Source organism: Duganella rivi, from assembly GCF_009857435.1.
Lineage (GTDB): Bacteria > Pseudomonadota > Gammaproteobacteria > Burkholderiales > Burkholderiaceae_D > Rugamonas > Rugamonas rivi.
In genome coordinates, this window is sequence record NZ_WWCK01000008.1 from 170,494 (window position 1) to 182,408 (window position 11,915).

Consider the following 11,915-nt stretch of genomic DNA (forward strand, 5'->3'; position numbering starts at 1 on the left):
CATGAAATTATTCCACCGCGCCCCCGATCCCGTCCCTGTGGATGATCCTGCGCCGCCGAATGCACCGCACCCGGCGCCGCAGGATGATCCTGTCCCGGATCACAATCCAAGTTAACTAATCAAACGCCCACGTGTAGAGTATGTCCAGCGCATTGTTGGTGCCGGTCTGGAATTGCAGCGTAATGCGTGGGTTCAGTTTGTATTTGAGCTTGACCAAACTGGTGGCGGTACTCGCGCCTTGTTCAAAGCTCAGGTAAGCGCGCGACGACAAGCGCTTGCCGACGGTGACCACCGTGTTCTGCAAACCGGTGGCCGCGCCTGCGGTGGCGGTGCCTGCTGCCTGGCCTACTCCCAATTCATCCACGCCCAGGGCGTTGGCCAGCTTGCCTTGGCCTGCGCCGCCAAACAGCGCGCCTGCTGCGGTGCTGAGCAGGGCCATATCGTTACCCGCCGTGTTGTCGATGCCGTGGCCGAGCACCAGCCACGCCAGCTTGTCGCTGTCCGAGACGGTCGGTGTGGACACTAGCTTGGCTTGCGGCGCCAGGGCGGTGCCGCGTACTTCCACGCCGGCTTCCACGTTGGTTTCGCTCAGCGCTTCGCCTTCCGGGCGGCGGCGCACGGCGAGAATATTCAGGCCCGGATTGTCGTATGCGCCGGTGAAGTTAATCACGCCGCGATCGATCGCCAGCTTTTGTCCGTAGGCCGCATACGTTCCGCTCACCACACGGATGCTGCCGTTGACGCGCGGCGGGCGGCGGTCGGCCACGCGGATGCGCAGCGTGCCTGCCAGTTCAGCTTCGAGGCCTTTGCCTTTGAGTTTGAAGTTGTTGCCGAGATCCGCTTCGAGGTCGATATTCAGCGGCATGCCTTGTGCTGCTTTGACTGGCGCTTTGCCTTTGCCGAGGATGACCACGTCGTCGCTTAGCGTTGGCGTATCGGCGCCGGCCAGTTCGATGTTGGCGCGGTCGGCGCGCAGTTTGCCGTCCAGCTGGAAGTGCCTGGCGTCGCGCGTCAGGCTGGTGGTGCCGCTGATGGTGAGGATGCGATCAGGGCGCGACAGTATTTCCAGCTTGTCGGCGCTCAGCTTGAGTTGCATCGTGGTTTCGTTATTGGCATAGCGTATCCAGCCATCGGCGAGGGCGCGGCCTTCGGCGCCGTCGAAGGCCAGTTTTTGCAATTGCAGCTGGTCGCCGGTGAGGTGGGCTTGCAGTTGGCCGTTGCGCAGCTTGATGCCTTGATCGAGCCAGTTGATGCTCAACTTGTCGCCGCTGATATCGCCGCTCAGTTGTGGCGCGGAGATGGTGCCGTTGCCGGCGATGGCCATCTTCAGCGTGCCGTCGATTTCGAGGCCCGGCTGGCCGGCCAGTGGCGCCAGCCAGGCGAGGGAGCCCATATTGGCGCTGCCGTTCAGGGTGAAGCTGCTGTTGTCGGCGAGGCGGCCTTCTTGCAACTGGGCGCTGCCATCGAGTTTCGCTTGGCCGGCGCGGGTGCCGTCGACATTGAGTTGGACGCGCAGCGTGCCGTCGGTGACGTCGGCACGGGCATCCAGCGTTTTCAGGCCGAGCGCTTGCGGCAGGTCTGCGCCGGTGATGGTGAGGTCGCCCTGTTCGCGGAACACGTGGACGCTGCCGGCCAGCGTGCGGGTGGCCGCTTGCAGGTTCAGGCCCCAGTCGGCGCCGATGGTCATGGTGCTGCGGACGTTGTCGCGCCATGCGTCTGAGAGCTGGGCGAGGTAGTTGACTGGCACGCCGGCGGCTTGGCCCTTGCTGCGCCATGTGGCGGCGTTCTTTTCGAGGTAATCGATGCGGATCGAGCCGGCGGGCAGGTTGATGGTGGCGTTGCCCAGCGCGATTTGCTCGGGCTTGAGCAGGCCGGCGACGCCAGTGTCGTTCGGTGCGACGAGTTTGAGCGGCGCTGGCGCGGCGAGAGTGAGGGCGAAGCGGCCACGGTTTTGCAGCGTGTCGATCGCGCCTGTCCAGGTGTCGTCGGCCCAGCTGCCCTTGACGCGCAGCGCGGCGTCGAAATCCGGGTTGGCGGCACTCAGTTGAATCACGTGCGCCGAGCGGGTGCCGCTGGTCTGCAAGCGCAGCTTGTCGAGCGAGATGGCGGGCGACACGTAGCGCGTGATCTCCACATCACTGACCAGCGGCACATCGGCGGTTCCAGTATTCGCCATCGCAATCGTATTGCCGAGCGTTGCGCTGCCTTTGATGGTGCCGATTTCTTGCTGGCCGGGGGCGCGCAGGTTGGCGCCGTTGAGGGTGAGCGCGAGGGCGGGGCGGGCGCTGGTGCCGGATACTGTGCCGTTGGCGTGCAGCGCGCCGCCGAACTGCGGCCCGAGCGCGCCAAGCTGCGGCGCGTCGAGCTTCCACTCCAGCTTATCGAGCGCGCTGCCAAAGCTGCCTTTGGCCTGCAAGCTATTGGACGCCAGATGCAAGTCTACATCTGCGCCGCTCACGCTGCCCTTGGCCGCCATCAGCTTGGCATAGCCCGACAACGGCGCATTGGCAAACGTCGACGGCTGCAGGGTCAGATTCACGCCTGCGCGCCAATCGCTGGCCAAGTGCGCATCCGCGCTGAAGACCGCATTCACCGATCCCGCCTGCGCCGCGCCAAACGACGCCGGATTCAAACGCTGCACGCTGCCGTTCATCTTCAACTCCGGCGTGCCTTTGACCACGACCACATCGCCGCCCGCGTGAATCAAGCTATCGGAAGGCCGCTTGGCGGAAGCAAAGCCCAAGCCTTTAGCGTCGGCCTCAAAGCTGCTGCGCGGTGCGTCCATGCTGCCGGTGACCACGCCGCTAGCCGTAATCGCACCGAGCAAATCGCTGCTCACTGCCGACAACTGGCGTGCATCGATCTTCCAGCGCAACTGTTCGCCCGGTGCGCCGAAACTGCCGCTGACGTCCACAGCGTTCTGCGCCAGCAACAGATGCGCGTCCACGCCGCTGATGTGCTTTGCGTCTGCATTCAGCTTGCCGTTGCCGGTTAATGCTTGGCCCATCAACTTGCTGGCCTTGACCTGGAAGCCTGCGGACACTTGCCACGCTGGCGCCAGCGCGCCGTTGGCGTTGACGTCTGCATTCAAGTCCGCAATCGGATAGCCGGTGCCCAGTGCGGACGGGTCGAAATGATCGGCGGTGAGTTTGGCGCTGAAGGCTTGCTTGTCTTTGAGTGCCAGCTGGCCGGTGGCGCTGATGCTGCCTTTCTTCGCTTGCAGGCGCGCTTGATGCAGTTGCAGCATGGCGTCGGCCAGCGTGGCTTTCAGGTCGAGGCGCAGGCCCTTGTCGGCTAGCGCGGCGCTGAGTTCCTGCTTCTTCGGCGTGCTGGTGAGGATGATGTCGCCGGCGATAGCGGTTTTGTTGATGCTGGTGTGGAGGTTCTTTAAATCGACACGGTCGGTGTGCAGCTTGAAGGTGGCGGCATCGATGCCGGCTTCCGGGCCGCTGCGCTGGACTTTGCCGCCGCCGGTGAATTTGCCGGCTGGGCCAAGATCGAGCAAAACGTTGTCCAGCAGGGAGACGGTAAGCGTGCCATCCAGGCGGCCGCTGAAGGCTTGCACCGGCAGGCCGTCGCGATCCAGCGGCGCAGCCTTGCCTTGGTTGAGCAGCGAGAATTGGCCGGAGAGTTTTTGGTCTTTCGCGATGGCGGCGGAGAGCTTGAGGCCGAACTTAGCCTGCGGCCAGCTGGCGTCAAAGCCGGCGGGATTAAGGTCGCGGCCAGTCAGGTCGATGGTGCGCAAGATGATCGGATCAAATGGCGCCAACGCCACCACGGCCTCGCCATTCGCGCCATGCGATGCGCCTTGCGCTTTTAACGTCAGCAGCGCCAGATCGCCGCTAGCCTGCACCGCCAGCCGCGCACCACCCGCAGCAGTTGCGTCGGGTGCGCCGTACACCAGCGTCGCCTTGCCTTGCAGCGCGAACGGTTTTGCGCCGGCGATGGAAGCGTCGGCCTTGATATCGCCAAACGCGGTATGCGCCGACGCTTCCTGCACGCGCCACGCCGTGCGGTCGCCATCCAGCTTGAAGCGCAAACGCTCGATCACATCGCTGCCAGTCTCGCTGGCCAGCGTCAGTTTATCGAGCCGCCCATCGGAGATACTGAGCTTGATCGGCGAGGCCAGCGAGTCAGGCATCTTCGACGGCGTAGACGGCCCGATACTCTGCACCAGCAAGCTGCGCGCATGCAGCTCGCTAATCGTCAGCCCATCCGAAAAATACTGCAGCGGCGACCAGTTGATATCAATCTGCTCCGCCGTCACCACCGTGCCTTCGCTGCGATACACCAGCTTATCGATGTGCATGCGGTGATACAGCGAGCCACTGACGCCGCTGACCGTAATCTGCCCGCCACTGGCATTGGAAATCCGCTGCACCAGCTGCTGCAAGGTCGACTCGCGTCCCAGCAGCCAGAATGCGCCCAACAACAGCGCGGCCAGCAGCGCAAAGCCGATCGCCACACGCCGCGGCCAACGCCGGACTGGCACAACTGGTTTGTCGTCTTGATCAGCCATCAGAAAGTGAATCCCAGCGAGAAGTGCAAACGATATTTTTGAACAGCATGTCCATACGCGACATCGACATTGATCGGCCCGACGGGACTCTTCCAGCGGCCACCGACGCCGTAGCCCGATTTCGGATGCAAAGCGTTTACCGTATCGCCCGCGTTACCGGCATCGTAAAACACCGCCACGCCGTACGCCGGCTTGAACCAGTACTGATACTCTGCGCTGGCCGTCGCCAGATAGCGTCCGCCGGTGGTCGCGCCGTTGACCGGCACGCCCAGCTCCTGGTACGCATAGCCGCGCACCGATTGATCGCCACCAGCGCGGAACAAGTACACCGCCGGCACGCCGCTCTTATCGCGCGACGCCAGCGCACCAACCTCGCCACGGAAAATCGCATTCGACTTGGAACCCAGCGGCAGATACGCCACGCCGCGCAGATAGCCGCGCACAAATGCTTCGTCGGTCAGCAGCGGCAGCAACGCGCCGCCCAGCTGCGCGTTCAAGGCATAGCCCTTGGTCGGGAACAGCAGGTTATCCAGCTTGCGCCACGTGACGCCGTAGGTCAGCGGCAAGCTCTTACTCTGGCTGGACGGCACGCCGCCCACCGTCTTGGTTTCGGTCAGCAGTTCCAGCGTCAGATTACGTTCCAGCAGCGGCGTGCCCCACGCGCGCTTGGCAGCGAGGCTGGCCACGCTGGTCACCTCGCCCGAAATATCGCTGCGCTCAAATGAGGCGCCGATGCTGTCGTTATAGCCTTCCGGCGTTACCGGGAAATAGAAATTGGTGTTGGCGGTTTGCTTCTTGGTTTCCAGCGTCAGCGCGCTTTTCATGCGCAGGCCGAATACCGACAAATCGTCATAAGTCAGCGAAGCGCGGTTACCGGTGTTGGTCGAATAACCGACACCGGCGCTGACGTTCTTGCGCTTGTTCTCCACCACGCGCACCAGCAGCGGCAGCGGCGCCATGACGGCGGCTGCATTCTGCTCCGGCGTCATCGCCGCCGCATCCAGCTGCTCGTTGAGAATCGCGCTCATGTCGCCGCTGACTTCCACGCTGGCGAAGTAGCCGGTGTCCTGCAAGCGCGATTGATACGATTGCAGCGCCGCCTCGCTGTAATAATCGCCCGGATGGATTTGATTCAGATTGCTGACCACCGAAGCAGGGTAGCGCTTCAAACCCTCGATGCGCAGCTCACCGAAACGCATTTCCGGGCCGCTGTCGATCACCACCCGCAGGTTGGCGAGATGCGCCTCCGGGTCGACCGTGGCCTGGCTCTCCACCAGTTGCGCGCGCGGATAGCGCGTCTGCACCACCGAGCGCAGAATCGCGCGCTTGGCGCTTTCCCAGTCCTCCTGCCGGAACACCGCGCCTTTTTTCAGCGACCATCCGGCCTTCAGCGCGGTGGTGTCGAATTGCTTGTCGGCCGGCTGATCAGGATTGGGCGCAAAGCCTTGCAGGGTTAAATCGATCTCGCCAACCCGCACAGGCTCGCCCGGCTCCACCTTCACTCGTACCACCGGCGTGCCGGATTCGCGGTCGACGCGCGCGCTTACAACCGGCGAGTAGTAGCCATCGGTCGCCACCAGCGTGCGGATCTGCTCCGGCGCCACCCGCACCAGCCTTTGCAGCTGTTCGCGGTCGATCCGGTCATTGCCGCGAAAGCGCACCAGGTCGAGGTTATGCTCGAGCAGTTCGCGCACCTCGCGCGGCGCGTCGATATGCACCTCGTATTTGAACCCTTCCGCCGCTTGCGCCGATACGGCCAGCATGGCCGCAACAAGGCCGCCGGATACTTTTGTCACAACTTGTGCCAAAATTCGTGATCCTGCCCATTTTTTTGCTGGCGGTGCCGGTAACATGAGACTCCATAAGGTGTACGCTAGTGAGTATGTTACCGGATCGCCCCAAAAGATGGCGTACTAATAATATTGCATCATCTGGAAAAACTATGCTGCCTACCGATTCCGCCCTCGTCCTGTTTAGCGGAGGTCAAGACTCCACCACCTGCCTGGCCTGGGCGCTGAAAAATTACGCGCGCGTTGAAACCATCGGTTTCGACTACGGCCAACGCCACGCCGTCGAACTGACGGTGCGTCCGCAACTGCTGCAAAGCCTGCGCGAACACTCGGCTGAGTGGAACGCCAAGCTGGGCGAAGATCACATGATCGACCTGTCGCTGATCTCGGCCATTTCGCAAACCGCGATGACCCACGATATCGCCATCGAAACCCAGGCCAACGGCCTGCCCAACACCTTTGTCCCCGGCCGCAATCTGCTGTTCATGACGGTGGCCGCCACGGTGGCGTATCGCCGCGGCCTGACGGTGCTGGTGGGCGGCATGTGCGAGACCGACTTCTCCGGTTACCCGGACTGCCGCGACGACACCATGAAGGCGCTGCAAGTGGCGCTCAATCTCGGCATGGACACCCGCATCAAGCTCGAAACGCCGCTGATGTGGCGCGATAAAAAGCAGACCTGGGAACTGGCGCAGGAACTGGGCGGCCAGCGCCTGGTGGATCTGATCCGCGACGGCACCCACACCTGCTACCTCGGCGAGCGCGGTGCGCTGCACGACTGGGGTTATGGCTGCGGCACCTGCCCGGCCTGCGCATTGCGCGCCCGCGGCTATCATCAGTTCGTGGGCACCGAGGTGTAAATGCCCACCGACACCCAGGCACGGCTGCGCCGCTTGCTGCAGGATCTGCTGTCGCCAGTGATCCTGCCGGCACTGGTGCTGACGGGATGCTTGGGTGTGACGGCGGCGCTGTGGCACAGTGCCAGCACCGATGCCGAACAAGACGCGCAGGCCGATTTCGACGGCCGCGTGCGGGAGCTGGTCAACAATCTCGATCAGCGCATGCAGACCTACGTGCAGGTGCTGTACGGCGTACAGGGCTTGTTCGCCAGCTCGCAGCATGTAGACCGCGACGAGTTCCAAACCTATCTCGCCGGCCAAGACCTGAACCACCACTTCCCCGGTTTGCACGGCGTCGGCTACATGCAGCTGGTGGGGCCGCGCCAGATCGAGGCGCATGAAGCGATCGTGCGGCGCAGCGGCTATCCAGGCTACCGCGTGTTCCCCGCCAGTGAGCGCGAGTGGCATGCGCCCATCGTCTATCTCGAACCGTTCAACGAAAATAACCGTCAGGCCTTTGGTTTTGATGCGGCCTCGGAACCGCGCCGCCGCGCCGCGCTGGAACAGGCGCGCGATTCCGGCCTGCCTGCCATGAGCGGCAAGATCCGGCTGGTGCAGGAAGCCGGCGTGCCGGCGCAGGCAGGCTTCCTGGTGGTGCTGCCGGTGTATAACCATCCGCAGCCGACCAATACGCTGGCCGCGCGCCGCGCCGCCATCAATGGCTGGGTGTATGCGCCATTCCGCGTCGGTGATCTGATGGCGGGGCTGGGCGGCCCGCGCGCTGCTGCGCTGGATGTGGAAATCTACGACGGCGACGCCATCATGCCGGAGGCGCTGATGTATGACAGCGCGCCCAACGCCGGCGACCAGCTGCGCGCCACGCGCCAGCAGATCAGCATCGCCAGCCATCGCTGGACGCTGCGCATCGCGATGCTGCCGGCGCCGGCGACGGCGCGCTACGACAAGGCGCAGCTGACGGGCGGCTTCGGCGTGGCGCTGAGCGTATTGCTGGCGTGGCTTACGTGGCTGCTGGCGCGCGGCCGGGTGCGCGCGCGCGAAGGCCTGGAGCGTAGCCGCGCGCTGGCGGAGGAATTGAAGGAGGGCCAATCGACGCTGATGGTATTGGCCGACAGCGCGCAGCGCAGCCAGGCGGTGTTGCGCAGCATTCTGGACTCCACCATCGACGGGATTTTGGTCGATAACCTGAAAGGCACGGTGCTGAATTCCAACCGCCGCTTCCGCGAGCTGTGGAATGTGCCGGAATACCTGGACTGGCAAAGCGACGGCGCGGTGCTGATGGCGCATATGTGCGCGCAGCTGCGCCATCCCGAATGCGGCTTGCGGCTGGACCAGCCGGCGCAACTGACGCTGCCCGGCGTGCAGCGCGGCACGCCGCTGCAAGAGGAGCACGAGGTGCTGCAATTGAAGGACGGCCGCGTGATCGAGAAGCACACGCGCGGCCTGCAGCTGGGCAGCGAGCCGGCGCGCATCTGGTCGTTCCGCGACATCACCGAGCGCACCCGCGTCGAGCAGCGCGAGCAAACCCGCCGCCACGTGCTGGAACTGCTGGCGACCGGCGCACCGCTGCAAACCATTCTGGAAAGCGTGGTGGCCGGCGTGGAAGCCGACAACGAGGATATGTTGTGCAGCATCCTGCTGCTCGACGAGCAGGGCGAGCATCTGCTGGTGGGCGCGGCGCCCAGCCTGCCGGCTTTCTTCAACGCGGCGGTGCATGGCAAGTCGATTCACAGCGGCTTGGGCGCGTGCGGACAGTCGGTGCTGACGCGCAGCCGCGTGATTGTGGAAGACATCCGCAGCGCGCCGTCATGGGCGGAGTATCGCGACCTGGCCGTGCAGGCGCGGCTCGGGTCGTGCTGGTCTGATCCTATTTTTAGCGCCAACGGCACGGTGCTGGGCACCTTCGCCATCTATCACCGCGAAGCGCGCTTGCCGAGCATTGCCAACAGCGCCTTGATCGAGCAGGGCGCGCGGCTGGCCGGCATCGCGATCGAGCAGGCGCAGGCCGCCGTGGCGCTGCGGGCCGGCGAGGCGCGCTTCCGCAGCCTGTACGACCACGCGCCGGTGGCGCTGTGGGAGCAGGACTGGTCGGCGGTGCGCAGCGCCTTGGCGGAATTTGAATTGTCCGGCATCGATGATTTGGCCGCGTACTTGCAAGCCAATCCTAGCCAGCTGCGGCGACTCGCTTCGCTGGTGCGCATCATGGACGTCAACGCGGCAGCGCTGGAGCAGGTGGCCGCGCCGCCGGGCCGTAAAGACCTGAAGGAATTGACGCTGGCGCAAAACTTCGATGCTGCCGCCATGCCTAATTTTGCGCGCGCGGTGACGGCGCTGGCGCAGGGCCAGCACTTCTTCGCCTGCGAGGGCAGCTTCGAGCGGCTGGACGGCGTGGCGCGTCTCAATGAACTGACCTTGCTGGTGATGCCGGGGCATACGCATAGCCTGGACTTTGTAATCGTCTCCACGCTCGACATCACCGAGCGCCGCCGCATGGACGACGAGCTGCGCGTGCTGGCCACGACCGACTTCCTCACCGGCTTGCCGAACCGGCGCGAGTTCATGGGCCGCTTGCAGGAAGAAGAGGGCCGCTTGCAGCGCGACATCGGCGCCTGCGCGGCGGTGCTGCTGCTGGACATCGATCACTTCAAGCGCATCAACGACGAACACGGTCACGCGGCCGGCGACGCGGTGCTGCGCCAGCTGGCCGACTTGATGCGCGAGTGCCAGCGCAAGATCGATATGCTGGGCCGCATTGGCGGCGAGGAGTTTGCAATCCTGCTGCCGGGTACCGATCTGGATGCGGCGGCGGTATTTGCCGAGCGCCTGCGCCAGCGGGTGGAGCAGACGCCGATGCAGCTCGATGACGGCATGGCACTGGACATCACGGTCAGCATCGGGATTGCGGCGATGGGCGGCAAGGCGCCCGGTGGCGACCCGGCCCTGATCCGTGCCGATCAGGCTTTGTACTGCGCCAAGCGTGGCGGGCGCAACCGGGTGGAATTGATGGACATCGAGGCGGATCGGCCGGGGCTCCCCGCCCCGGCCGCTTCCGGTTGAAACTTCAGACTGGTTGTTGCAGCGTGGCTTGCTGGCGTTGCTTGCGCGGGCGGCTGACGAAGATCCAGTACAGGCCGATCGGGATCAGCAGCGGCAGCAGCAGGGGCGAGACCGCCGCCACCGCCACCACGGCGGCCAGCGCCACACCGAACACGGCCAGGATGCCGAGGCTGGCGAACAGCACGCACAGGAAGATCGCCACGCACACCATGATCACGCCGGCCAGCAGCATCCCCGCGCCGCCGAACGTCATTGCCAGGATGGCGCCCAGCGGGCCGTCAATTTCATCGCCGTCGATGTTGACGGACATGCCGTCGCCAAACACCGACTGCCATGCAGCAATGGCCAGCAGGAAGATCACGGCGGCGAAGATCAGTTTTTTAGCGGTGGTGTTCATGGCGTTCCCCGATTCCTTATGTAGTTGATGCCGTTTGGCATGGTTGAACTGTAGCGAAGCACGGCCGCGCCAACCATCGGATTGCGACAGACCGGCAGATTTGAAGGATGGAACGCAGGTGGGCGGCGACGAGCCGCAGGAGTTGACCGATTGCACCTTGATTTAAAGTCATGGTGGTCTAAACTGATAATCTCACTTGCGATTGGAGGGCATTAACATGGCTTGGCTAGCAATGAGCGAGGGGCAATCGATCCCCTCGGTATGCAAACGTACGAGGCGCCAGCGCAGCGCCCAGCGCTTGTCCGGCGGAGGCCCGAAAGGCCCGCCATCGGCGCCCCCCACCATACCGCCTATCATCATCACGCCGTTCAGCTACCAGACGCCGGAGCCGGCCATCGATCCGCGCATCACGCCGCTGAAGCCGCCCATTACCGAGCGGCCACCTTGCATGACCTGCTGAGGTTGTCTTAGCGCCAAAAGAAAAGCCCGCATGCGTTGCGGGCGTTTGCGCTGGGGACAGCGTGCTTAGGACTGCTTGCGGCGGCGGGCCAGTGCGCCGACGAGGCCGAGGCCGGCCAGCATCATGGCGTAGGTTTCTGGTTCCGGCACGGCCGCGATGTAGGAGTGGTTGTCCGACTCGAACGCGTCCTGGCTGCTGGCGAAGGTCACCTTGGTGATGCCAATGCTGCTGGTGAAGTTCATGTAGAAACCGTTACCTTGGTTGCCGTCGCCCATCATGCTGGCGGCGGCTGCCATTTGCCCGCCGTCCAGCGTCAGCAACACGGTATTGCCGCTGTACAGGGTGACGGTGTTGTAGTTGTCCGGCGAGCCCATGTAGAAACCGAAGTAGCTCACGCCGTAGCCGCCAAAGTTGACGCTGGCCGATGACAACTGGCCGTGGGTGGTACCAACCGAGAAGAAGTCGGTGGGATCGTTGGGCGGCTGGGCCGCGTAGCTGCCGTCGCCCGGATGGGCAATCAGCACGGCCAGGTTGCTGCCATAGTCGGCAAAGCCGCTCGGCAGCACCATGCCGTCAAAGGTGTTGGTGACGAGGCCCGGGCCGGGATTGGATGAGTACGGGCCGCTGGTGGCGTCGTAGCTGACGACAGCGGCATTGGCGCCAAGGGCGGCGGCAGACAGCCCCAAGCCCAGTAAGATTTTTGCGATGGTCATGAACGCTCCTCTATTTTTCACATGGGAATTGGTAATTCCAAATTAATAATAGAAGTGTCCGAATGACAATACAAATTTCGTTTTAGAATGTTTCGTCGGTAAGTGTGTCTTTTAACACGAGA

At 63.9% G+C, this 11,915-nt stretch carries 7 protein-coding genes; 3 read left to right on the top strand and 4 right to left on the bottom strand.

Annotation, left to right across the window (positions count from 1 at the left end):
* Nucleotides 1–115: 115 nt before the first annotated feature.
* Nucleotides 116–4,519, bottom strand: coding sequence for a translocation/assembly module TamB domain-containing protein (locus tag GTP45_RS25790; protein ID WP_161016690.1), 4,404 nt, complete (start codon nt 4,517–4,519; stop codon nt 116–118).
* Nucleotides 4,519–6,282, bottom strand: coding sequence for an autotransporter assembly complex protein TamA (locus GTP45_RS25795; protein ID WP_229258662.1), 1,764 nt, complete (start codon nt 6,280–6,282; stop codon nt 4,519–4,521). The genes GTP45_RS25790 and GTP45_RS25795 overlap by 1 nt, the downstream gene beginning before the upstream one ends.
* 179 nt (nt 6,283–6,461) lie before the next feature.
* On the opposite strand from GTP45_RS25795, the gene queC reads away from it, so the two are divergent.
* Nucleotides 6,462–7,169, top strand: a complete 708-nt coding sequence (gene queC / locus GTP45_RS25800; protein WP_161016692.1) for a 7-cyano-7-deazaguanine synthase QueC — start codon at nt 6,462–6,464, stop codon at nt 7,167–7,169.
* Nucleotides 7,170–10,223, top strand: a complete 3,054-nt coding sequence (locus tag GTP45_RS25805) for a CHASE domain-containing protein (RefSeq protein ID WP_161016693.1) — start codon at nt 7,170–7,172, stop codon at nt 10,221–10,223. It begins immediately after the preceding gene.
* A 4-nt stretch (nt 10,224–10,227) separates the two neighbouring features.
* On the opposite strand, the gene GTP45_RS25810 is transcribed toward GTP45_RS25805, so the two are convergent.
* Entirely contained in the window at nt 10,228–10,620 is a 393-nt protein-coding gene (locus tag GTP45_RS25810; protein ID WP_161016694.1) for a hypothetical protein, read from the bottom strand.
* 217 nt (nt 10,621–10,837) lie between these two features.
* On the opposite strand from GTP45_RS25810, the gene GTP45_RS25815 reads away from it, so the two are divergent.
* Nucleotides 10,838–11,080 (top strand): hypothetical protein, encoded by a 243-nt coding sequence (locus tag GTP45_RS25815; RefSeq protein WP_161016695.1) that lies wholly within the window; start codon nt 10,838–10,840, stop codon nt 11,078–11,080.
* A 65-nt stretch (nt 11,081–11,145) separates the two neighbouring features.
* On the opposite strand, the gene GTP45_RS25820 is transcribed toward GTP45_RS25815, so the two are convergent.
* A complete protein-coding gene (locus GTP45_RS25820; RefSeq protein ID WP_161016696.1) occupies nt 11,146–11,793 on the bottom strand; it encodes an Npun_F0296 family exosortase-dependent surface protein in 648 nt (215 codons plus the stop codon).
* Nucleotides 11,794–11,915: the final 122 nt, after the last annotated feature.

Coding starts and splice junctions, on each gene's coding strand:
- GTP45_RS25790 (WP_161016690.1), bottom strand. CDS start 4,519: ATGGCTGATCAAGACGACAAACCAGTTGTGCCAGTCCGGCGTTGGCCG.
- GTP45_RS25795 (WP_229258662.1), bottom strand. CDS start 6,282: ATGCTGGCCGTATCGGCGCAAGCGGCGGAAGGGTTCAAATACGAGGTG.
- queC (WP_161016692.1), top strand. CDS start 6,462: ATGCTGCCTACCGATTCCGCCCTCGTCCTGTTTAGCGGAGGTCAAGAC.
- GTP45_RS25805 (WP_161016693.1), top strand. CDS start 7,170: ATGCCCACCGACACCCAGGCACGGCTGCGCCGCTTGCTGCAGGATCTG.
- GTP45_RS25810 (WP_161016694.1), bottom strand. CDS start 10,620: ATGAACACCACCGCTAAAAAACTGATCTTCGCCGCCGTGATCTTCCTG.
- GTP45_RS25815 (WP_161016695.1), top strand. CDS start 10,838: ATGGCTTGGCTAGCAATGAGCGAGGGGCAATCGATCCCCTCGGTATGC.
- GTP45_RS25820 (WP_161016696.1), bottom strand. CDS start 11,793: ATGACCATCGCAAAAATCTTACTGGGCTTGGGGCTGTCTGCCGCCGCC.